Raw genomic sequence first — 21,834 nt, 5'->3', positions numbered from 1 at the left:
CGGGCATGACGACGAAGCCCGGGTTGGTGGCGCGCACCCTGGCGCGACCGTTCCACCGCCTGCTCGACCGGATCGACGCGGGACTGGACGACGGCGGGATCGAGGCGTTCCTGCCCGATGGCACCCAGCGATTGCTCGGCGGGCGCCGGCCGGGGCCAACGCCGATCGTCGTCGTCCGCCGCTGGCGTGCGCTGCTGCGGCTGGCGATGGCGGGCTCGGTCGGCTGGTATGAAGGCTGGGCGGCCGGCGACTGGTCGAGCCCCGATCCGGTGCCGCTGTTCGATCTGTTCATGCGCAATCGCATGCCCCTCGGCATGGCGGCGCGATCGGGGGGCGCGGCGCGGCTCGCGGCGCGGCTTTGGCATCGGCTCCGCCGCAACGACCGCCGCGGCAGTCGGCGTAACATCGCGGCGCATTACGACCTCGGCAACGACTTCTACCGCGAGTGGCTGGACGAGAGCCTGACCTATTCGAGCGCGCTGTTTACCTCCCCGGACGAGTCGCTTGAGGCGGCACAGACCGCGAAACTGCGCGCCATCCTCGATCGCACGGCGACGAGACCGGGCGAGCGCATCCTCGAGATCGGTTGCGGATGGGGCTCGTTCGCGGCCCTGGCGGCAGGCGAGGGGCGGCACGTCACCGGGCTGACGCTGTCGACCGAGCAGAAGGCGATGGTCGATGCCCGTGCGCTGCCCGGCGTCGAGGTGGCGCTGACCGACTATCGCGACGTCACCGGCGGTTTCGATGCGGTAGCGAGTATCGAGATGGTCGAGGCCGTGGGGCAGGAATATTGGCCCGCCTATCTCGACACGATCGCGCGCGTGCTAAAGCCCGGCGGGCGGGCGGCGATCCAGTACATCAGCATCGCCGACGACGTGTTTCCGGCCTATGCGACGAGCGTCGACTTCATCCAGCGCTACGTGTTCCCGGGCGGGGTGCTGCTGTCCGAAAGCCGCTTTCGCGCGCTTGCCGAAGCGCGCGGCCTGCGGTGGGAGGCGCCGAATCACTTCGGGCTCGATTACGCGGAGACGCTACGGCGCTGGCGCGAGGCCTTCGACGCAGCTGATCGCGAGGGGCGCTTGCCGGCGCGGCTCGGTGCGGGATTCCGCGACCTGTGGCGCTATTATCTGATGTACTGCGAGGGCGGGTTCCGCGGCGGTGGGATCGATGTGGCGCAAGTGACGCTGGTGAAGGCCTGAGCATCCACCACAGTCATCCTGAACTCGTTTCAGGATCTCCTTGAGGAGAGGCCTGCACGCCCCACCGGAGAGATGCCGAAACGAGTTCGGCATGACGGCCTTTCGGGGCTGGCGTCAGCCGTCAACCCGCTCGCGGTAGCCGGCGTCGAAGCCGTGGATCGCCAGTTCCGCGATCCGCTTCGCCACGACCTCGGGCTCCTTCACCGATGCGGGATCCTCGCCGGGATAGGCGCGGGCACGCATCGCCGTGCGGGTGGCGCCGGGGTCGAGGATCGCGACACGAAGCCGGCTGATCTCGCTGGTTTCGTCGCCATAGGCGCCCAGCAGCGTCTCGAACGCCGCCTTGCTGGCGCCATAGGCACCCCAATAGGCGCGGGGGCTACGGCCGACGCTGGAGGTGATGCCGATCACCTTCGCGCCCCGCGACCGGCGCAGTAGCGGATCGAAGGCGGCGATCATCGCGGCAGGCGCACTGACGTTGAGGGTCAGGACGTGCGCCAGTTCCTTCGGGTCGATCGCCGGCACCGCGGCAAGGCTGCCGAGCGTCGCCGCGCCGAGGACCATGACGTCGAGCGACTGCCAGCGCTCGCCGATCGCCGTCGCCAGTCGCCCGATGCTATCGGTCTGGGTCAGGTCGAGTGGGGCGATGGTGGCGGAGCCGCCGGCGTCGAAGATCGACTGCTCGACCTCTTCCAGCGCCTTGGCGGTGCGCGCGGTGAGGACGACGTGCGCACCCGCCGCGGCGAGCGCTTTGGCGGTGGCGGCGCCGATCCCGCGGCTGGCACCGGTGACGAGCGCCAGCTGGCCGTCGAGAGGCTTGTCGGTCATGGACATTCCGTAGCTCAGATGACGCGTTCGGCCAGCATCGCGAACTGATCGACCGAGGGGCCGCTCTCGTCCTGGTCGGTCAGCGTCGTCGGATAGTCGCCGGTGAAGCAGGCGTCGCAATATTTCGGGCGAATGTCGGCGCGGTTCGCTTCGCCCAACGCCTTATATAGGCCGTCGATCGTCACGAACGACAGGCTGTCGGCATGGATGAAGTCGGTCATGCCGCCCAGGTCGAGCTTGTGCGCCAGCAGCTTGGTCCGCTCCGGCGTATCGACGCCATAGAAGCAACTGTGCTTGGTCGGCGGCGAGGCGATGCGCATGTGAACCTCCGCCGCGCCGGCATCGCGCATCATCTGCACGATCTTTAGGCTGGTCGTACCGCGCACGATCGAATCGTCGATCAACACCACTCGCTTGCCCTTGATGAGCGCGCGGTTGGCATTGTGCTTCAGCTTGACGCCGAGGTGGCGAACCTTGTCACCCGGCTGGATGAAGGTGCGGCCGACATAGTGCGAGCGGATGATGCCGAGCTCGAACGGAATGCCGCTCGCCTGCGCATAGCCGATCGCGGCGGGGACGCCCGAATCGGGTACGGGAATGACCAGGTCTGCCTCGACCGGCGCCTCGCGCGCCAGTTCGGCGCCGATCGCCTTGCGCACCGAGTAGACCGAATGGTCGCCGACGATCGAATCGGGGCGCGAGAAATAGACCCATTCGAAGATGCACGGACGCGGCGCCATCGGCCCGAACGGCTTGATCGAGCGGACCTCACCACCCTGGACGATCACCAGCTCGCCCGGCTCGACATCGCGCACGAACTCGGCGCCGCAGACGTCGAGCGCCACGGTCTCGCTGGCGAAGATCACCGCATCGTCGAGCTTGCCCATGACCAGCGGCCGGATGCCGAGCGGATCGCGGCAGGCGATCATCCCCTCCGGCGTCATCACGATCAGCGAATAGGCGCCCTCGACCTGCTTCAGCGCATCGATGAAGCGATCGAGCAGGGTCCGGTACGACGACGTCGCGACGAGATGAATGATCGTCTCGGTATCCGACGTCGACTGGAAGATCGAACCGCGGCGTACCAGTTCGCGACGCAGCTTCATTGCGTTGGAGATATTGCCGTTGTGCGCGACCGCGAAGCCGCCCGTCGACAGTTCGGCATAGAGCGGCTGAACGTTGCGCAGCGCCGTCTCGCCCGTCGTCGAATAGCGGACATGCCCGCAGGCGACGCTGCCTGGCAGCGCGCGGATCACGTCGTCGCGGTCGAAGTTGCCCGCGACATGGCCCATCGCGCGGTGGGTGTGGAAATGATGGCCGTCGAAGCTGGTGATCCCGGCCGCTTCCTGGCCGCGATGCTGGAGCGCGTGGAGCCCCAGCGCGACCAGCGCGGCACCACTGCCGCTGGCGGCGGAAACACCGAAGATGCCGCACTCTTCGCGCAGCTTGTCGTCATCGAATGGATTGGTGGTCAGCATGAGGGCCCGCTTCCGTCGTGCGAGGCGCATATAGGAAGGAGATCGGGCTTTGTCGCCTGTTTGTCACGCAACCCGGGAGCGATCGGTCGCATTGCGGGTTTGGCGCGGCAGAGGAGACGCGCGATGGCGAAGGATCACGGACCGCAGATCAAGGATGATGCACTGTACGAGGAGCTTCTGAAACAGGGCAACTCCAAGGAGAAGGCGGCGCGCATCGCCAACGCCAGGGCGGCGGGGACGCTCGATCATGATTCGACGCGGCTCGAGGATCGCACGAAGGCCGAGTTGATGGATGAGGCGCGGGAAATCGGCATCGATGGCCGGTCGACCATGACCAAGGACGAGCTGATCGAGGCGATCCGCAAGGGGTGACCCTCAATCCCCCCCCCCGCCAGGGGGAGGTGGCATGCCGCGGGCATGACGGAGGGGGAGGATGCCCTGCTCCAGTCGAGTCGCCCACCGCCCCCTCCGTCAGCTTCGCTGCCACCTCCCCCTGGCGGGGGAGGATTGAGGCGGAGGGCTATCTTGGTTAGCGCATGAACATGGCCGACCATCGCGACACGGGGCTGACCCTCGACCCCAAATATGACGCCGCCGGACTGGTCACGGCGGTGGTGGTCGATCCCTTGGGCAACCCGCTGATGGTCGCGCACATGAACGATGCGGCGCTGCGCCTCACGATCGATTCGGGCGAGGCGCATTTTTGGTCGCGCAGTCGCGGGCGGCTGTGGAAGAAGGGCGAAACGTCGGGCAACGTCATGCGTGTGATCGATCTGCGTATCGACTGCGACCAGGACGCGATCTGGGTCGTCGCGGAGCCGGCGGGGCCGGCGTGTCACACTGGGGCGACCAGCTGTTTCTTTCGGCGCATCGACGGCGACCGGCTCGTTCCCGTCGAATGAAGGTCCTGCTCGCCGCGGCGCTGCTGCTGGCCGCCTGCTCGCGCGAACCGTCGGCGGCCGAGACACCTGGCGCTCAGTTGGAAGCGGCGGCCGGCGCGGCGGGCCTGATTCACGATCCGCGTGCGGGATCGCTGGTCGGCAGCTGGTCGCGCGACACCGATCGCATGTGCGCGCTACCCGCCGCCAAGGGGGGCTTCGCGGTCGGCGTCAGCGTCGACTATGGCCCGGGGCAGCAATGCGTCGGCCGCGGCACCGCGATGCGGGTCGGCGAGACGGTGCGATTCGCGCTGGGCGACTGCCGGGTCGAGGCGCATTTCGATGGCGACAGCCTGGTATTTCCGGCGACCGTGCTCGACGCCTGCGAAGCACTGTGCCGGGGCCGCGCCTCGATCGCGTCGCTGCGCGTCGAGCGGATCGGTGGGTCGCTGTCCGAAGCCGCGATGATGCGCGATCCCTTCGGAAAGCCGCTCTGCACCGGTTGACGTTGACGTAAGCGCGAGGTATTTTCCCGGGCATGGCGACGATCAGCGCGCATGCCGTGGTAGCGCCACGGCCGGACCGTGAGCATTTTTCGATCTCGGACCTGTCGGCCGAGTTCGGCGTTACCGCACGCGCCCTCCGCTTCTACGAGGACGAGGGGCTGATCGCCCCGGAACGACGCGGCACAGCGCGAATTTACTCGCATCGCGACCGCGCCCGCCTTGCCTGGATCCTGCGCGGCAAGCGGGTGGGGTTCAGCCTAGCCGAGATTCGCGAGATGATCGACCTGTACGATGTCGGCGACGGCCGGCGCGCGCAGCGCAAGACGACGCTCGACCGCTGCCGCGCCCGGATCGCGCTGCTCGACGAACAAAAGCGCGACATCGATGCGGCGATCGCCGAACTGACCGACTTCGTGGCCCTGATCGAGGCCGCCAACGACCAAAAGGATTGAAGAGAGATGCCGCAGTACACCCCGCCCGTCCGCGACACCCGCTTCGTACTGGAGCATGTCGTCGGCCTCGACCGCCACGCCAACCTGCCCGGCTTCGCCGCGGCCACCCCTGACACCGTCGACGCGGTGCTGGAAGAAGGCGGCCGCTTCGTCGCCGAGGTGCTGTTCCCCCTCAACCAGTCGGGCGATCTCGAAGGCTGCACCCGGCACGAGGACGGATCGGTGACGACGCCGGCGGGGTTCAAGGAAGCCTATGCCCAGTTCGTCGAGAGCGGCTGGGGCACGTTGGCCGCGCCCGAAGCCTTCGGCGGGCAGGGGATGCCGCATGTCGTCTCGACCGCGTTCCAGGAATATATGATCTCCGCCAACATGGCTTTTGCCATGTACCCCGGCCTCGCCCATGGCGCGATCGCCGCGCTGGTGGTGAAGGGCAGCCCGGAACAGCAGGAGAAGTACCTGCCCAAGATGGTGTCGGGCGAATGGGGCGGCACGATGAACCTGACGGAGCCGCAGTGCGGCACCGACCTGGGCCTGATCCGCACCAAGGCGGAGCCGCAGGCCGACGGCAGCTATGCGATTACCGGCACCAAGATCTTCATCTCGGCCGGCGAGCATGACCTGACCGACAACATCATCCACCTGGTCCTCGCCAAGACGCCGGGCGCGCCCGACAGCTCGAAGGGGATCAGCCTGTTCGTGGTGCCCAAGGTACTGGTGAACGACGACGGCTCGCTGGGTGAGCGCAACGCGGTGTCGTGCGGCTCGATCGAGCACAAGATGGGCATCCACGGCAACGCGACCTGCGTCATGAACTATGACGGTGCCAAGGGCTGGCTAGTCGGCGAGGAGATGAAGGGCCTCGCCGCGATGTTCATCATGATGAACGCGGCGCGGCTCGGCGTCGGGCTGCAGGGCCTGGGCGTCGCCGAGACCGCCTATCAGAACGCGGTCGCCTATGCCCGCGATCGGCGCCAGGGTCGCGCGCTGACTGGTCCGGCGCAGCCGGGCGAGAAGGCCGACACCATCTTCGTCCATCCCGACGTGCGCCGCATGTTGATGGAAGCGAAGGCGATGACCGAGGGGCTGCGCGCGTTGTGCCTGTGGGGGGCGCTTCAGGTCGATCTGGAACACAGCGCGGCGAGCGACGAGGAGAAGCAGCTGTCGAGCGACCTGATCGGTCTGCTGACCCCGGTCATCAAGGGTTATGGCACCGACAAGGGCTATGAGATCGCGACCAACGCGCAGCAGGTATACGGCGGCCACGGCTACATCCAGGAATGGGGGATGGAGCAGTACGTCCGCGATGCCCGGATCGCGATGATCTACGAGGGCACCAACGGCGTGCAGGCGATGGACCTGGTCGGCCGCAAGCTGGCGCAGAACGGTGGCCGCGCGATCCAGACCTTCTTCAAGATCGTCGGAGAGGAAGTCGCGGGCGCCAGCGACGACGCGGCGGTGAAGCAGGTCGCGGGCGCACTCGGCAAGGCGCTGGGCGAGCTTCAGGCGGCGACGATGTGGTTCATGGCCAATGGCATGCAGAACCCCAACAACGTCGGCGCTGGCGCCACCGCGTACATGCACCTGACCGGCATCGTCGCGACCGGCCTGATGTGGCTGCGCATGGCCGAGGCCGCGGCGCGGCTGAAGGCGGCGGGTGAGGGCGATGCCGCCTTCCTCGACGCCAAGCTGGTGACGGCGCGCTTCTTCGCCGAGCGGATCATGCCCGACGCCGGCGCGCTGCGTCGCAAGATCGAAGGTGGCGCCGAGACGCTGATGGCGTTGCCGGAAGAGATGTTCCTGGCGGCCTAAATCATCCTCCCCCGCCAGGGGGAGGTGGCAGCCGCAGGCTGACGGAGGGGGAGGAAGCGCGGCGCGATCGACGGCGCGGTGGTTTCTCCCCCTCCGTCTTGCTGCGCAAGCCACCTCCCCCTGGCGGGGGAGGATTGCAACTCCCCGCGCTGCCCCCTAAAGGCCGCGCCGCGACAGGTTCCCAGCAATGGGATGAAAAGGGAACTCGGAAGCGAGCGTCGTGCTCGCCGTCCGGGGCTGCCCCCGCAACTGTGACCGGCGAGCTGCCGCTCCCTCGTGTGCCACTGGATCATCCGATCCGGGAAGGCCGGAGCGACAGCGACGACCCGGGAGCCAGGAGACCTGCCCGTCGCCGTTGTCTTTCGCGCGGACGGGGTGTGCCGAGCGGACGGGGAAACTTCCTCGCGTGACAGCAACAGCCGGGCGACCGGGGTGTGCCGTCACGCGCGCCCTTGCGCTCTTTGTCGTCCAAAGGGGAAGTCCATCGTGAACCGTTTCCATTCCATCCTCGTCCTGCCGCTGCTGGCGATCGCCGCCGGCCCCGCCGCGGCGCAGAGCGCCCAGTCGACCGCCGGCCTGACCGAAGCCGCCGATGCCGGCAGCGACGTCGTCGTCACCGCCAACCGCGACGCGCGGCCGATCGGCACCGTCGGTCAGGCGGTGACCGTGCTCGACACCGCGACGATCGAGCAGCGCCAGTCAGCGACGGTCAGCGACCTGCTGCGCCAGACGCCGGGCGTCACCGTCGCCCGCGTCGGCGGACCGGGCCAGCAGACGTCGGTCTTCATCCGCGGTGCCGAGAGCGACCAGACCGTCGCGCTGATCGACGGGATCAAGATCAACGATCCGTCGCAGCCGGGGGGCGGCTTCAATTTCGGCAACCTCCTGATCGGCAACATCGCACGGATCGAGGTGCTGCGCGGCGCCCAGTCGGTGCTGTGGGGCAGCCAGGCGATCGGCGGCGTCGTCAACATGATTACCCGCCAGCCGACCGAAAAGGTCGCGATCAACGCCCGTGCCGAGGGCGGCTGGCACGAGACCGGCCAGGGCTTCGCCAATGTCTCGGGCAAGGTCGGTCCGGTGTCGGCGAGCCTGGGCGGTGGCTATTACACGACCGACGGCATCTCGGCCTATGATCGCGGCAGCGAGCGCGACGGCTTCCGCAGCTATGGCGCCAACGGCAGCGTCGGGATCGAGATCACCCGCAACGTGTCGGTCGACCTGCGTGGATTCTACGCCAATGGCCGCACCGACTTCGACGGTTTCCCGCCGCCGAACTTCAGCTTCGGCGACACGCGCGAATATGGCGATACGGAGCAGTGGACCGGCTATGGCGGCCTGAACGTCGCGCTGTTCGACGGTCGTTTCCGCAACCGCTTCGGCTATGCCCATACCCAGACCGATCGCCGCAATTACGATCGCGATGCCGGTCCGGACGAAACCTTCTACGGCCTGGGTCGCAACGATCGGATCGAATATCAGGGTACGCTCGACCTGACGAAGGCGGTATTCGCGACCTTCGGCGCCGAGCGCGAGGTGTCGCGCTCGACCACCGCCAGCTTCGGGACCGAGGCGCGCGGGCGGGCACGGCTGTTCAGCGTCTATGGCCAATTGGCCGTGACGCCGATCGACGGCCTGACCGCGACCGCGGGGGTGCGCCACGATGACCACAACATATTCGGCGGGGCGACGACCTTTTCGGGTAGCGGGGTATGGTCGCCCAACGGTGGCGCTACGACGTTCCGCGGCAGCTATTCGGAGGGCTTCAAGGCGCCGACGCTGTTCCAGCTGCAAAGCGAGTATGGCAACGCGCTGCTCGATCCCGAGCGATCGCACGGCTGGGATGCCGGCGTCGCGCAGAAGGCGCTGGGCGGCGCACTGGAAGCGAGCGCAACCTGGTTCCACCGCACCTCGCTCGACCTGATCGCGTTCGTCTCATGCAGCCGTCCGCTGACCGGCATCTGCGTCAACCGGCCGTTCGGCACCTATGACAATGTCGCGCGTGCGCGGTCGCAGGGGCTGGAATTCGCGCTGACGCTGCGCCCGGTGGAGGCGTTGACGGTGGCGGCGAGCTACACCTATCTCGACGCCAAGGATCGCTCGGCGGGTAGCGCGACGTTCGGCAAGTGGCTGGCGCGGCGGCCCGATCACAGCGTGACGGTCAACGCCGACTATCGCTGGGGCTTCGGGCTTGCCACCGGGGCGACGGTGACCGCGATCGGCGACAGCTTCGACAATGCCGCGAACACGCGGCGGCTCGACGGCTATGTCCTGACCGACCTGCGCGCGTCCTTCCCGATCGGCCGCCACCTGGAGGTGTATGGCCGCGTCGAGAATGTCTTCGATGTCGATTACCGGACGGTCTTCCAATATGGCCAGCCGGGACGCGCGGCGTTCGGCGGTGTCCGTTTGAGCTACTAAAGGCCTCATGGCGATGCGCGCGCTGATCCCGATGCTGGCACTGGTGACGGCGGGGTGTACTGCCCCCGCCGCATCGCCTCCGGTCGCGGGCAGGGCGCTGCGCATCGCCTCGATCAACCCATGCGTCGATGCGATCTTGGCGCGCGTCGCCGACCCGCGGACGATCGCGGCGATCAGCCATTACTCGCTCGATCCGGCAGGAACGTCGGTTCCGCTGGATTGGGCGCGGCGGTTTCGGGCGACGTCGGGGACGGCGGAGGAGCTGGTGGCGCTCCAGCCCGACGTCGTCATCGGGGGTGCGGGGACGGATCCGTCGACCGCGCAGGCATTGCGGCGGCTGGGGATCAGGCTGGTCGAGTATAACGTCCCCGAGACGGTGGCGGACAGCGTCGCGCAGGTAAGAGAGATCGCCGCCATCGCTCGCCAACCTGCGCACGGCGAATCACTGGTGCGACAGATCGAGGCGGCGGCGCGGCCCGATCCCGTTCCCAAGAAGACGGCGTTGATCTGGCGCGACGGCGGCCTGGTTCTGGGGACGGGGACGCTGGCCGACGCGTTGCTGACCAGCGCCGGCTTCACGAACATGAGCGCGACCTATGGCCTGGGCAAATGGGGGGTGCTGCCGATGGAGACGATGATCGCGACGCCGCCGCAGGTGCTGCTGTCGACCGGCGCGGCCGAAGCGGCGGAGGGGCGCGGCAACGTCCACCCGGCGATCCGGCGGCTCGGCACCCGGATCCGGCTGGTGCCCTTTTCCGGAAGGCTGATGAACTGCGGCGGCCCCAGCATCATCGACGCGATGGCACGGCTGCGCGCGATCCGGCGGCAGGTGGCGACGTGAGGCGGACAAGCCTGTTGCTCGCGATCGGCGTGGTGGCCATCGCCGCGCTGTCGTTGCTCGCGGGCAAGGTGTGGGTGCCGCCGGCGCTGTGGGCGAGCGACGATCCGCGCGCGATCATCATCCTCGAGCTGCGGTTGCCGCGGACGATCCTGGCGCTCGTGGTGGGTGCGGCGCTGGGGCTGTCGGGGGCAGTGATGCAGGGGTATCTGCGCAATCCGCTCGCCGATCCGGGGCTGTTCGGCGTGTCGGCGGGGGGCGCGCTGGGCGCGGTACTGTCGCTCTATTTCGGTTACGCAGCGCAGGCATGGCTGCTGCCCGGCTTTGCATTGTCGGGGGCAGGGGCGACGATGGCGCTGCTGGCGTTGATCGCGGGGCGGTCGGGCAGCCTGATCCTGTTCACGCTGGCGGGCATGATCGTGACCAGCATCGCAGGCTCAATGACGGCGCTCGCGATCAGCCTGGCGCCCAATCCCTTTGTCGCGTCAGAGATCGTCAACTGGCTGATGGGCGCGCTGACCGATCGCAGCTGGAACGACGTGGCGCTGGCGCTGCCGCTGGTCGGCGTTGGCATGGCGCTGCTCGCCATGACCGCGCGGTCGCTCGATGCGCTGACGCTGGGCGAGGCGGCGGCGCGATCCTTGGGCGTCGATCCGGTGCGGCTGCAATGGCTGGTGATCGCGGGCACCGCGCTGACGGTCGGCGCATCGGTGGCGACGGCGGGCGTCATCGGCTTCGTCGGGCTGATGGTGCCACATCTGGTGCGACCGCTCGTCGGTAGCCGCCCGTCGGCGATCCTGCTACCTTCCGCGCTGGGCGGCGCGTTGCTGGTGACGCTGGCCGACAGCCTAGTGCGGGTGGCGCCTACGGTCAGCGAGTTGCGGCTGGGAATCGCCATGTCGATGCTGGGCGGACCGTTCTTCCTGTACCTGCTCCTCTCGATGCGGCGGCGGCTGGCATGACGCGGCTTGCGGCGGAATCCCTGTTGGTGACGCTCGGCGGGCGACGGGCGCTCGACGACGTTTCGGCCACGTTCCGGCCGGGTCGCGTCACCGCGCTGCTGGGGCCGAACGGCGCGGGCAAGAGCACGCTGCTGGCGTGCCTGGCCGGGCTACGGAACCCTGATCGCGGCACGGCGACGCTCGACGGAATGGCGGTGGGGACGCTCGACCGGCGTGAGCGAGGGCGGCGGATCGGGTTGCTGCCGCAGGGGGGCGACGTTCATTGGGATGTTGACGTCCGCACGCTGGTCGCGCTCGGACGGCTGCCGCATTACGCCGGTTGGGGGGAAACCACCGCGGATCGGGAAGCGGTGGATCGCGCGCTCGCCGCGACCGACACCGCAGCGCTGGCCGAACGCCGGGTCGAGCAATTGTCGGGCGGCGAGCGCGGCCGGGTGCTGCTGGCGCGTGTGCTGGCGGGCGAGCCGCAATGGCTGCTGGCGGACGAGCCGCTCGCCAGCCTCGATCCGGCGCATCAGCTCGACGTGCTCGCACGGCTGCGCGACGTGGCGGCGGCGGGAAGCGGCGTGGTGCTCGTGCTCCACGACCTCCATCTTGCCGGGCGGGTCGCCGACGATGCGGTGTTGATGCGCGATGGCAGGGTCATCGCAGCGGGGCCGGCGGACGACGTGCTGACCGCGCCGCTGATCGGGGAAACCTATGGCGTCGCGGTCGAGATCGGCACGACGCCCGCCGGGCAGCGCTTCATCCTGCCGCTCGGCTGACGCCGATCACGCGCCCGCGCTGACCCGCCAGATGCGATTGCCGACGTCGTCTGCGACCAGCAGCGCGCCGGTGCGATCGGCGATGACGCCCACCGGCCGCCCCTGTGCCTTGCCGTCCTTGTCGAGGAAGCCGGTCAGCACGTCGATCGGCTTCGCGCCAGCCACGGGAAACCCGCCCGGGGCGAAGGGAACGAACACCACCTTGTAGCCCGACACCGGCGTACGGTTCCACGAACCGTGCTCGCCGACGAAGGCGCCATCGGCGAAGCGCTGGCCGAGCTTCAACTTGTCGGCAAAGGTCAGGCCGAGTGCAGCGACGTGCGGCCCCATGGCATAGTCGGGACGTTTCGAATATTGCTGGAGCTGCGGGTTCGACGGATCGACGCGCGTGTCGGGATAGCCGCCCCAATAATACCAGGGCCAGCCGAAATGATCGCCGAACTCGACCTGGGTCAGATAGTCGGGGGCGAGATCGGAGCCGAGCATGTCGCGCTCGTTGACGACGGTCCACAGCTGGTTCGATCGCGGATTGATCGCCATCCCCTGCGGATTGCGCAGCCCGCCGGCGAGGATGCGGAAGGTCTTTTCCTTGGGCCACACCTGAAGGATGTTGGCGCGGTACTTTTCCGCCGCCATGCCGTTCTCGGCGATGTTCGATGCCGAACCGACGCCGACGAGCAGCGTCTTGCCATCGGGCGCCACGATCAGCGTGCGCGCCCAGTGATTGCCGCCGCCATTGAGCTTCACGACCAGCTCGGGCTTCGCGGTTATCTGCGTCTGGCCTAGGGTATAGGGCACGCTGACCACCGCATCGGTGTTGGCGACGTACAGCCGGTCGCCCAGCAGCGCCATGCCGGTGGGGGAATTGAGCCCGGTCATGAAGACGCTGCGCTGCTCCGCCACGCCGTCGCCATTGCCGTCGCGCAGCAGCGTGATCCGGTTGGCCGACGGCACCGAGGCGCCCGCGCGCCCGAGCAGGGTGCGCATCACCCAGCCGGTCAGGCCGCCACCTTTGCGCGGCGGTGAATTCGTCTCGGCGACCAGGACGTCTCCGTTGGGCAGCTGATACAGCCAGCGCGGGTGATCGAGGCCGGTGGCGAAGCTGGCGACCTGAAGCCCGGCGGCGGCGACCGGCTTGGCATCGCCCTGCCAGCCGACGACCTTGGCGATCTTGACCGTCGGGATCGTCTGGATGCGCGGCGCCGTGATTGTCGGGCGCGGGCCCTGGACGCTCGCGATCGGTATCTCGGCCTTATCGGGCCACGCCAGATAGGCAAAGATCGCGATCCCGATGACGACGATGAGCGCGACGAGGCGCAGGACGTGCTTCAGCATGGCCCCCTAGATAGGATGCGCAGCGCTGCAGCGATAGGTCGTAAAAACGGCGAAGGCCGCCGGCGCCCGGGAGCAGCGCCGACGGCCTTCAGTGGAACGCGTGACGCTGCCGATCAGGCGGCAAGATCGTAGCGATCCGCGTTCATCACCTTCGTCCAGGCGACGACGAAGTCCTTGACGAACTTTTCATGCGCATCGTCCATCGCATAGACTTCGGCCAGGGCGCGAAGCTGCGAGTTGCTGCCGAACACCAGATCGGTGCGCGACGCCGTCCAGCGCTGCTGGTGCGTGGCGCGATCGGTGCCGACGAACTCCTCGTCGCTCTCGTCGCTGACCTGCTTCCACGCCGTGCCCATGTCGAGCAGGTTGACGAAGAAGTCGGTGGTCAGCTGACCGGGGCGGTCGGTGAAGACGCCGTGCTTCGAGCCGTTGACGTTGGCACCCAGCACGCGAAGGCCGCCGACCAGCACGGTCATTTCCGGCGACGACAGGTCGAGCAGCTGGGCGCGATCGACCAGCAGCTCCTCGGTCGGCACGTTGAACTTGACCTGCAGATAGTTGCGGAAACCATCGGCGCGCGGCTCGAGCACGTCGAAGCTTGCGGCGTCGGTCTGCTCGGCGGTCGCGTCGGTGCGACCCGGGCTGAACGGCACCTCGACGGGATAGCCTGCCGCCTCGGCAGCCTGCTCGACGCCCACCGAACCGCCGAGGACGATCAGGTCGGCGATCGAGACCTTCTTCGCGCCCTTTGCGTCGAAATCGGCCTTGATGCCCTCATAGATGCCGAGAACACGCGCCAGCTGCTCGGGCTGGTTGACTTCCCAGTCCTTCTGCGGGGCGAGGCGGATGCGCGCGCCGTTGGCGCCGCCGCGGCAGTCCGAACCACGCCACGTCGAGGCCGAAGCCCAGGCGGTCGACACCAGCTCGCTGACCGTCAGGCCCGAATTGACGATCGCCGTCTTCAGCTCGGCAATGTCGCCGGCCTCGATCTGCGGATAGTCGGCTACCGGGATCGGATCCTGCCAGATCAGATCCTCCTGGGGCACTTCCGGCCCGAGGAGCCGGGTGCGAGGTCCCATGTCGCGGTGGGTCAGCTTGAACCAGGCCCGCGCCCAGGTGTCGGCGAAGTAGTCGGGATCGGCCCGGAACTTCTCCATGATCGCGCGATAGGCAGGGTCGACCTTCAGCGCCATGTCGGCGGTCGACATCATCGTCGGCACCTTCTTGCCCGGCGTGTGGGCCGCCGGCGCCAACGTTTCCTCGGGATTGCCGACCGGCTGCCACTGGTGAGCGCCCGCCGGGCTCTTCACCAGTTCATATTCGTGGTCGAGCAGCATGTCGAAATAGGACATGTCCCACGTCGTCGGCGTCGGCGTCCACGCACCCTCGAGGCCCGAGGTGATGGTGTGGTCGCCCATGCCGCTTTCGTGCGTCGATGCCCAGCCAAGGCCCTGCGCGGCGATGTCCGAGCCTTCCGGCTCGCGACCGACGTGCGAGGGATCGCCGGCGCCATGCGCCTTGCCGAAGGTGTGGCCGCCGGCGGTGAGCGCCGCCGTTTCCTCGTCGTTCATGCCCATCCGCGCGAAGGTCTCACGCATGTCGCGCGCCGAACCCTGCGGCATCGGGCAGCCGCCCGGACCTTCCGGATTGACGTAGATGAGGCCGTGCTGGATCGCTGCGAGCGGGCTTTCCAGCGCCAGGCCGGCTTCCTCGTCGATGCGGGTCTGGCCCAGCCACTCCTGCTCGGTGCCCCAATAGACGTCCTGCTCAGGCTCGAACACGTCCTCTCGGCCGCCGCCGAAGCCGAAGGTGGGGCCGCCCATCGATTCGATCGCGACGTTGCCCGCGAGGATGAAGAGATCGGCCCAGCTCAGCTTGGCGCCATACTTCTGCTTGATCGGCCACAATAGGCGACGGGCCTTGTCGAGGTTGCCGTTGTCTGGCCAGCTGTTGAGCGGCGCAAAGCGCTGCTGACCCGCCGACGAACCGCCGCGCCCGTCGCCGGTGCGATAGGTGCCGGCCGAGTGCCAGGCCATGCGGATGAAGAAGGGACCATAGTGACCATAGTCGGCCGGCCACCAGGGCTGGCTGTCGGTCATCAGTGCGGTCAGATCGCGCTTCACCGCGTCATAGTCGAGCGTCTTGAACGCCTTGCCGTAATTGAACTCGTCGCCCATCGGGTTCGACGACTTCCCCTTCTGATGAAGGATGCCTAGCGAAACCGACTCGGGCCACCAGTCGCGGGCGGTCTGGCCCAGCAGGCGGCGCATCGCAGCAGGCTGCTTCTTGGGATCGTTGATCGGGCTGCCTTCGGTGATCGCGTCCATGTTCCAGTCTCCTGACGGGCGTGGGGCACGGCGCGCGTCTGGCGCGCACCGCGAGTTGCGCTCTCCCTAGACCGTGCGGCCTGATCGGGAAAACGCGAATTGATGTAGCTGTTGATCGATTGAGCCGATCAGCCCGCTACGCGTCCTCCGGCTCCGGCACGGGCGGATGGAGGCGCAGGCGGTTGATGCGTCGCTCGTCGGCGTCGGTCACTTCGAACTTCCAGCCGGACGGGTGGGCGATGCATTCGCCGACCTCGGGAACGCGGCCGGCGAGCACCGCCGTCAGGCCACCCAGCGTGTCGACATCGATGTCGGCCTCGCCAAGACGCTGGTCGACGAGTTGTGCGGCATCCTCCAGCTCGGCGCGGGCATCGGCATCCCAGGCGCCGCCGTCGATCGGCACCAGCAGCGCCTCGGGCGCTTCGTCATGCTCGTCCTCGATCTCGCCGACGATCTCCTCGATCAGGTCCTCGATCGTGACCAGCCCCTCGGTGCCCGAATATTCGTCGAGCACGATGGCGAGGTGGATGTGGCTGGCGCGCATGTCGGCCAGCACGTCGAGCGCGCCGCGGCTCATCGGCACGTAAAGCGGCTCGCGGATCAGGCCCTGGATGCCGTCCGGCTTGGGCGACTTGCCGGCGAGGATCGCGAACACGTCCTTGATCAAGACCATGCCGATGATCGTGTCGAGCTGGCCGCGATAGACGGGCAGGCGGCTGTGCCCCGCCTCGGCGAAGATCTGGACGAGGTGGTCGAAAGTCGTCGCTTCTTCGACCGCGATGATGTCGGCGCGCGGCACGCCCACCTCGCCGGCATCACGCTCGCCGAAATGGAGGAGGTTGCGCACCATCTGCCGCTCGAGCGGCGACAGATCGCCCTTCGCGTCGGGTGCGGGATCGTCCTCGTGCCGGTCGATCGCCTCTTCCAACTGGTCGCGCAGCCGCTCTTCGTGGCTGTCGCCGAAGATCAGCGAGCGGAGCCCGCGCCAGATGCTGTTTTCGGAGTCGCCGTTGCCGGCGGTACTTCGGTCGTCGGACATTCTGCGGGATCAATCCTCACGCACGAGATAGGGATCGTCGATGCCCAGCGTGGCGAGAACGCGTCGTTCGATCTCCTCCATCGCCTCGGCCTCGTCGTCCTCGAGATGGTCGTAGCCTAGCAGATGAAGCGTGCCATGCACCAGCAGATGCGTGGCATGATGCTCGACGGAGATGCCGCGCTCCTCGGCCTCGGCAACGCAGACGCCGTGCGCCAGGACGATGTCGCCGAGCAGCAGCTCGCCGTCGTCGCTGTTCTGGCTGACGGTGTCGATCAGGTCGGGCTGGACCATCGGGAAGGAAAGGACGTTGGTTGGCTTGTCCTTCTGCCGATAGTCGCGATTGAGGACGCGAACCTCCTCGTCGCTGGTGAGGCGGACGCTGACTTCGACCAGCGCGGGAGTGGTGAGCAACTCGCCGTGCGGCGTCTGCTCGACCGCGGCGCGGACGGCGCGGGTCGCCAACGAGGTCCAGTCGGCGTCGGGCCAAGGCTCTTCGCGGGTCAGTTCGATCTCGATCATGCCATGTCCGTCTGCGCGAAATCATCGCCCTTGTAGAGCAGTCGCGCGCCGTTCGTACGGGCGCAGGCATAGGCGAAGCAATCGCCCATGTTGAGCCGGGCGGGGTGTATGCCCTTGCCGTACAGCTGCTGAGCACGCACCGCTTCGGCGGCTTCGGCGGCGCCGATGGGAAGCACAAGGATGTCTAGCGCTTCACAGAAACGCTGTACTTCGTCGAAAGCCTTTAGCTGAGCCTGGTTGATGATCCGTGCGATAGCACGTGAGGCTTCCCACAGGGCAATGCCGGTCGTGAAGCGTGCCGGCTCGGACTGCAGACGCGCTTCCAACTGAGCTGCTCCGGATTCTTGGCGCATGATGGCGACGAGCGCAGAGGCATCGACGACGGTCGTCATTCGTCGTCCTCGTAGAGGGAATCCCAGAAGGCCTTATCGATCACGATGTTCGGATCATAAGTGTAGGAGGAGGTCCGGCGAAGCTCCTCTACTATCTCGTGGACCGAACGCTTGGGCTCGTCGCGTCCCAGCTCGTTGGCCAGCGCCAGCTTGACCGCAGCGACCTTGGTCAGGCCGCGGCGCGCGGCCAGTTCCTCCGCCATCGCGCGGGCTTCGTCATCCTTTACGTAGAGGGCACCCATAGCCGTCTCCCATCGAATATCCTCAAGCTAGTCGAGGATATCCCCGGCTTCAAGGATTAGGGCCCTCGTAGGCCTCGACGATCCGCCCGACGATTGGATGCCGCACGACGTCGGCGGCGGTAAAGCGGGTCATCGAGATGCCCTCGACGCCCTCGAGCCGCATCGTCGCGTCGGCGAGGCCGCTCGCGGCGACCCCGCCCGGAAGGTCGGTCTGGTTGGGGTCGCCACAGATCACCATCCGGCTGTTCTGTCCGAAACGGGTCAGGAACATCTTCATCTGTGCCGGCGTGGTGTTCTGCGCCTCGTCGAGGATCACGAAGGCGTCGGCCAGCGTGCGGCCGCGCATGAAGGCGATCGGTGCTATCTCGATCTCGCCACTGGCGATGCGGCGCTCGACCTGCTCGGCGGGCAGGCAGTCGTGAAGTGCGTCGTACAGCGGCCGAAGGTAGGGATCGACCTTCTCCTTCATGTCGCCGGGCAGGAAGCCGAGCTTCTCGCCCGCCTCAACCGCCGGACGCGACAGGATCAGGCGCTGGACCGAGCCGGTGATGAGTTGCGCCACCGCCTGCGCGACCGCGATATAGGTCTTGCCCGTGCCCGCCGGCCCCAGCGCGAAGATCATGTCGTTCGTCGTCAGCTCGCGCATGTAATGCGCCTGCGCCGCGGTGCGCGGCACGATCGTCTTCTTGCGGGTGCGGATCATCACCGAGGGCGCACGCTCGCCCGGCTCGGCCGAGAAGATGCCGTCGAGCGCCGGTTCGTTCGCCATCGCGATAGCGGCGTCGACGAGCCCGGTATCGACGTCCTCGCCACGCTGGATGCGGTAATAGAGGTCGTTGAGTACGTCGCGGGCGATCGCGACATGCTCCGCCGTGCCCTCCAGCCCCACGCGGTTGCCGCGTGCGGTGATGTAGACGCCCAGGCGGTTTTCCAGCGCCACGAGGTTCTGGTCGTACTGGCCGAAGAGCAGGCTGAGCAGCTGCGGCTTGTCGAAGAGCAGTTCGACACGGCTGCGCTGGCCGGACTGGGCGGGAACGGGCTTGCGGCTCATGCGGTCCTTTCGTGAGTCGTCACATGGGCAATATGGGGTGGCCCGTGGCGCACGTCACTGCCCGTTTACGATGTCCGCGATGTTACGCCGCAACCGGCGTCTTTTCCCGTCCGCTGAGCGAGTTGGGGCCGGCATGGATCAGCTCGACGCGGACCAGATCGCCGATCGCATGGTCGCCGACCAGATGGACCGATTGCAGCCACGGCGACTTGCCGAGCATCTGGCCGGGCAGCTTGCCACGGCGCTCGATCAGCACGTCGCAACTCTTGCCGACGCTGGCCTTGTTGAACGCCTGCTGGTCGCGATTGAGCGCTGCCTGGAGGCGCTGCAGCCGCTCGTCCATCACCGCTGCCGGGACCGCGCCATCGAGATCGGCGGCGGGGGTGCCGGGGCGGGGGCTGTACTTGAAGCTGAACGCCTGGGCATAGCCGACCGCATCGACCAGGCTGAGCGTCTCTTCGAACTCGGCATCGGTTTCGCCAGGAAAGCCGACGATGAAATCGCCCGAGAGCGCGATGTCGGGCCGCGCCGCGCGGATCGTGTCGAGCAGGCGCAGATAGCTGTCGCGCGTGTGGCTGCGGTTCATCGCACGCAGCACGCGGTCGCTGCCTGCCTGCACCGGGAGGTGGAGGAAGGGCATCAGGCTTTCGACATCGCGGTGCGCGTCGATCAGGCCCTGGCGCATGTCGTTGGGATGGCTGGTCGTGTAGCGGATGCGCGCAAGGCCGGGGATGCGATCGAGTGCGACGATGAGGTCGTGGAGGCCCCGCCCGTCCTCGTCCCACGCGTTGACGTTCTGGCCGAGCAGCGTGATCTCGCGCGCGCCGGCATCGACCAGCGCCGTCGCCTCGTCGACGATCGCGTCGAACGGGCGGCTGATCTCCGCGCCGCGGGTGTAGGGGACGACGCAATAGGTGCAGAATTTGTCGCAGCCTTCCTGCACGGTGAGGAAGGCGGTCGGGCCGACCCGGCGACGCGCGGGAAGGCGGCCGAACTTTGACAGCGGCGGCATGTCGGTGTCGAGCGCCGGCGTGCCCGCGGCGGCATCGGACACCAGTTTCGGCAGGTTGTGATAGGCTTGCGGGCCGACGACGACGTCGACCTTGGCGCGGGCGACGATCTCCTCGCCCTCTGCCTGAGCGACGCAACCGGCGACCGCGATCATCGGTTCGGCACGGCCAAGGCCCCGCGCGGTTTTGCGTAGGCGGCCGATATCCGAATAGACCTTCTCGGTGGCCTTTTCGCGGATGTGGCAGGTGTTGAGGACGACGAGGTCGGCCGCGGCGGCATCGTCGGTCGCGATCATGCCCTCGGCGGCCATCAACTCGGCCATTCGTTCGCCGTCATAGACGTTCATCTGGCAGCCGAACGACTTGACGTGGAAAGTTTGGGGCTTGGCAGGCATGGCGCGCGCTATAGTCGGCTTGGCCGGCGAGAGCTAGCAGGCGAGCTTTGGCCTGTGGTAGTGGCAAAGCTATGGTCTTCGATCTCGGTGCCGCGATGCGCAAGAAGGCGGAGTTCGAGTCGGCGCGGCTGATGGGCTTCGAATCGCGCCGCCGCGCGCGAGCGGTCAGGTTACTTGCTGGCGAGCTGGGGGTGGACGAGGCCGAATTGCTGGCGCTCGTCTCGGCGCTGCCGGAGGAGCAGATCCCGGCAGCGATGGCGGAGCGCGCGGGTGCCTCGACGGACGAGGTTGAACCCCGCTTCGCCGTCTGTTTGGCGCAGGCTCATACGGCACTGGTGGCGGAGCGCGGCGACCCGACACCGCACCGGCTGGCCTGATGACGACGCTGACGATGCGCTGGGCGACGTCCGGCGACGTGTCTGCGATCGCGGCGCTGATGGCGGCGGCGATCGATACGCTGCAAGCCGGATTTCTGACGCCCGCCCAGATCCCCGCGAGCCGGGCGGTGATGGGCCTGGACACGCAGCTTGTCGACGACGGCACCTATCTGGTTGCGGAGATCGACGGGGCGATGGCTGGCTGCGGCGGCTGGAGCCGGCGGCAGACGCTGTTCGGCGGCGATCACAGCACCGCCCAGCGCGATCCGGCATTGCTCGACCCGGCGACTGACGCCGCGCGGATCAGGGCGATGTACACGCATCCCGCCTTCGCGCGACGCAGCATCGGCCGGCATGTCCTGACGGCGTGCGAGGGCGCGGCACGGGCGGCTGGCTTCGCGACCGCCGAGCTGATGGCGACATTGAGCGGCGAGCCGCTGTACGTCGCCTGTGGCTATCGCGCGATCGAACGCGTCGCGGTGGGGCAGGGCGAGGCCGCCGTGCCGATGGTACGAATGCGGCGATCGCTGACGAACTGACCGCTCAGCCCATCGTCAGCGCGTCGATCGCGGCTTGCAGGATCACCGCGGCGGCATGGTTGTCGATCCGGTCGGCGCGCTTGGCGCGGCTCATGTCCTGATCGATCATCGCCCGCTCGGCCGAGACGGTGGACCAGCGTTCGTCCTGGAGCAGGATCGGCAGCCCGACATCGGCCATGTTGCGCGCGAACGCACGCGTCGACTGGGTGCGGGGGCTATCGGTGCCGTCGAGGTTGAGCGGCAGGCCGATGACGAGGCCGGTCACCGACTGCGACACGGCCAGCGCCGCGATGATGGCCTTGTCTTGCGTGAACTTGGTGCGTCGGATCAGCTGGGCCGGGCTGGCGAAGCTCCAGCCGGCGTCGCAGAGCGCGGTGCCGATCGTCTTCGTACCGACGTCGAGTCCGAGCAGCCGGCCGCCGAGCGGCAGGGCGGCGCGAAAGGCGGCGGCGGTGGCGTGGATCATCGCCTGA

At 67.9% G+C, this 21,834-nt stretch carries 23 protein-coding genes and 1 riboswitch; of the genes, 12 read left to right on the top strand and 11 right to left on the bottom strand.

What is annotated here, in order from left to right; translation table 11 throughout:
* Positions 1–5: 5 nt before the first annotated feature.
* Positions 6–1,199, top strand: coding sequence for an SAM-dependent methyltransferase (locus GGQ80_RS04495; protein WP_183982694.1), 1,194 nt, complete (start codon positions 6–8; stop codon positions 1,197–1,199).
* A gap of 114 nt (positions 1,200–1,313) precedes the next feature.
* Here GGQ80_RS04495 and GGQ80_RS04490 read toward each other — a convergent pair whose 3' ends face one another.
* Together GGQ80_RS04490 and purF are read right to left on the bottom strand one after the other, a co-directional pair.
* A complete protein-coding gene (locus GGQ80_RS04490) occupies positions 1,314–2,027 on the bottom strand; it encodes an SDR family NAD(P)-dependent oxidoreductase (RefSeq protein ID WP_183982693.1) in 714 nt (237 codons plus the stop codon).
* A 14-nt stretch (positions 2,028–2,041) separates the two neighbouring features.
* Positions 2,042–3,505, bottom strand: coding sequence for an amidophosphoribosyltransferase (gene purF / locus GGQ80_RS04485; protein WP_183982692.1), 1,464 nt, complete (start codon positions 3,503–3,505; stop codon positions 2,042–2,044).
* A 123-nt stretch (positions 3,506–3,628) separates the two neighbouring features.
* Here purF and GGQ80_RS04480 point away from each other — a divergent pair, with 123 nt between their 5' ends.
* The 9 genes from GGQ80_RS04480 to GGQ80_RS04440 all read left to right on the top strand — a co-directional run bounded on the left by GGQ80_RS04480 (position 3,629) and on the right by GGQ80_RS04440 (position 12,135).
* Positions 3,629–3,877, top strand: coding sequence for a Rho termination factor N-terminal domain-containing protein (locus GGQ80_RS04480; RefSeq protein WP_183982691.1), 249 nt, complete (start codon positions 3,629–3,631; stop codon positions 3,875–3,877).
* A gap of 170 nt (positions 3,878–4,047) precedes the next feature.
* Positions 4,048–4,407, top strand: coding sequence for a phosphoribosyl-AMP cyclohydrolase (gene hisI / locus GGQ80_RS04475; RefSeq protein ID WP_183982690.1), 360 nt, complete (start codon positions 4,048–4,050; stop codon positions 4,405–4,407).
* On the top strand, positions 4,404–4,889 hold the full coding sequence (locus GGQ80_RS04470; protein WP_183982689.1) for a hypothetical protein: 486 nt from the start codon (positions 4,404–4,406) through the stop codon (positions 4,887–4,889). Before hisI ends, GGQ80_RS04470 begins: the two co-directional genes overlap by 4 nt.
* Before the next feature lie 32 nt (positions 4,890–4,921).
* A complete protein-coding gene (locus GGQ80_RS04465; protein WP_183982688.1) occupies positions 4,922–5,341 on the top strand; it encodes a MerR family transcriptional regulator in 420 nt (139 codons plus the stop codon).
* A 6-nt stretch (positions 5,342–5,347) separates the two neighbouring features.
* Positions 5,348–7,150, top strand: a complete 1,803-nt coding sequence (locus GGQ80_RS04460; RefSeq protein ID WP_183982687.1) for an acyl-CoA dehydrogenase C-terminal domain-containing protein — start codon at positions 5,348–5,350, stop codon at positions 7,148–7,150.
* A 158-nt stretch (positions 7,151–7,308) separates the two neighbouring features.
* A riboswitch (cobalamin riboswitch) is annotated at positions 7,309–7,514 on the top strand.
* A gap of 122 nt (positions 7,515–7,636) precedes the next feature.
* On the top strand, positions 7,637–9,571 hold the full coding sequence (locus GGQ80_RS04455; protein WP_183982686.1) for a TonB-dependent receptor domain-containing protein: 1,935 nt from the start codon (positions 7,637–7,639) through the stop codon (positions 9,569–9,571).
* A 13-nt stretch (positions 9,572–9,584) separates the two neighbouring features.
* Positions 9,585–10,412 (top strand): ABC transporter substrate-binding protein, encoded by an 828-nt coding sequence (locus GGQ80_RS04450; RefSeq protein WP_246346854.1) that lies wholly within the window; start codon positions 9,585–9,587, stop codon positions 10,410–10,412.
* Entirely contained in the window at positions 10,409–11,371 is a 963-nt protein-coding gene (locus GGQ80_RS04445; protein WP_183982685.1) for an iron chelate uptake ABC transporter family permease subunit, read from the top strand. Before GGQ80_RS04450 ends, GGQ80_RS04445 begins: the two co-directional genes overlap by 4 nt.
* Entirely contained in the window at positions 11,368–12,135 is a 768-nt protein-coding gene (locus GGQ80_RS04440; RefSeq protein WP_183982684.1) for an ABC transporter ATP-binding protein, read from the top strand. Before GGQ80_RS04445 ends, GGQ80_RS04440 begins: the two co-directional genes overlap by 4 nt.
* A gap of 6 nt (positions 12,136–12,141) precedes the next feature.
* Here GGQ80_RS04440 and GGQ80_RS04435 read toward each other — a convergent pair whose 3' ends face one another.
* From GGQ80_RS04435 to miaB, 8 genes are all read right to left on the bottom strand, one after another.
* The gene (locus GGQ80_RS04435; protein ID WP_183982683.1) at positions 12,142–13,470 is read right to left on the bottom strand and encodes a PQQ-dependent sugar dehydrogenase; all 1,329 of its coding nucleotides are present in this window, start codon (positions 13,468–13,470) and stop codon (positions 12,142–12,144) included.
* A gap of 113 nt (positions 13,471–13,583) precedes the next feature.
* Positions 13,584–15,797, bottom strand: coding sequence for a catalase/peroxidase HPI (gene katG, locus GGQ80_RS04430; RefSeq protein ID WP_183982682.1), 2,214 nt, complete (start codon positions 15,795–15,797; stop codon positions 13,584–13,586).
* A 136-nt stretch (positions 15,798–15,933) separates the two neighbouring features.
* Complete coding sequence (locus GGQ80_RS04425) at positions 15,934–16,836, bottom strand: hemolysin family protein (RefSeq protein WP_183982681.1); 903 nt, start codon at positions 16,834–16,836, stop codon at positions 15,934–15,936.
* 9 nt (positions 16,837–16,845) lie between these two features.
* Entirely contained in the window at positions 16,846–17,355 is a 510-nt protein-coding gene (ybeY, locus tag GGQ80_RS04420; protein ID WP_183982680.1) for an rRNA maturation RNase YbeY, read from the bottom strand.
* Complete coding sequence (locus GGQ80_RS04415; RefSeq protein WP_183982679.1) at positions 17,352–17,747, bottom strand: type II toxin-antitoxin system VapC family toxin; 396 nt, start codon at positions 17,745–17,747, stop codon at positions 17,352–17,354. The genes ybeY and GGQ80_RS04415 overlap by 4 nt, the downstream gene beginning before the upstream one ends.
* Positions 17,744–17,989: a type II toxin-antitoxin system VapB family antitoxin gene (locus tag GGQ80_RS04410; RefSeq protein WP_183982678.1), complete on the bottom strand. Its 246-nt coding sequence runs from the start codon at positions 17,987–17,989 to the stop codon at positions 17,744–17,746. The genes GGQ80_RS04415 and GGQ80_RS04410 overlap by 4 nt, the downstream gene beginning before the upstream one ends.
* Before the next feature lie 49 nt (positions 17,990–18,038).
* Positions 18,039–19,040, bottom strand: coding sequence for a PhoH family protein (locus GGQ80_RS04405; protein WP_183982677.1), 1,002 nt, complete (start codon positions 19,038–19,040; stop codon positions 18,039–18,041).
* 82 nt (positions 19,041–19,122) lie between these two features.
* Positions 19,123–20,445, bottom strand: a complete 1,323-nt coding sequence (miaB, locus tag GGQ80_RS04400; protein WP_183982676.1) for a tRNA (N6-isopentenyl adenosine(37)-C2)-methylthiotransferase MiaB — start codon at positions 20,443–20,445, stop codon at positions 19,123–19,125.
* A gap of 71 nt (positions 20,446–20,516) precedes the next feature.
* Between miaB and GGQ80_RS04395 the strand changes: the two genes are divergently transcribed.
* Positions 20,517–20,822, top strand: coding sequence for a hypothetical protein (locus tag GGQ80_RS04395; protein WP_183982675.1), 306 nt, complete (start codon positions 20,517–20,519; stop codon positions 20,820–20,822).
* The gene (locus GGQ80_RS04390) at positions 20,822–21,361 is read left to right on the top strand and encodes a GNAT family N-acetyltransferase (protein WP_183982674.1); all 540 of its coding nucleotides are present in this window, start codon (positions 20,822–20,824) and stop codon (positions 21,359–21,361) included. The genes GGQ80_RS04395 and GGQ80_RS04390 overlap by 1 nt, the downstream gene beginning before the upstream one ends.
* A 4-nt stretch (positions 21,362–21,365) precedes the next feature.
* On the opposite strand, the gene ruvX is transcribed toward GGQ80_RS04390, so the two are convergent.
* Positions 21,366–21,827 carry a Holliday junction resolvase RuvX gene (gene ruvX, locus GGQ80_RS04385; RefSeq protein WP_183982673.1) on the bottom strand — a complete coding sequence of 154 codons (462 nt, stop codon included), beginning with the start codon at positions 21,825–21,827 and terminating at the stop codon, positions 21,366–21,368.
* Positions 21,828–21,834: the final 7 nt, after the last annotated feature.

This window comes from Sphingomonas jinjuensis, assembly GCF_014197105.1.
GTDB classification, from domain to species: domain Bacteria; phylum Pseudomonadota; class Alphaproteobacteria; order Sphingomonadales; family Sphingomonadaceae; genus Sphingomonas; species Sphingomonas jinjuensis.
The sequence above is the reverse complement of the archived record's forward strand: the minus strand, read 5'-3'. Positions and strand labels throughout refer to the sequence as shown.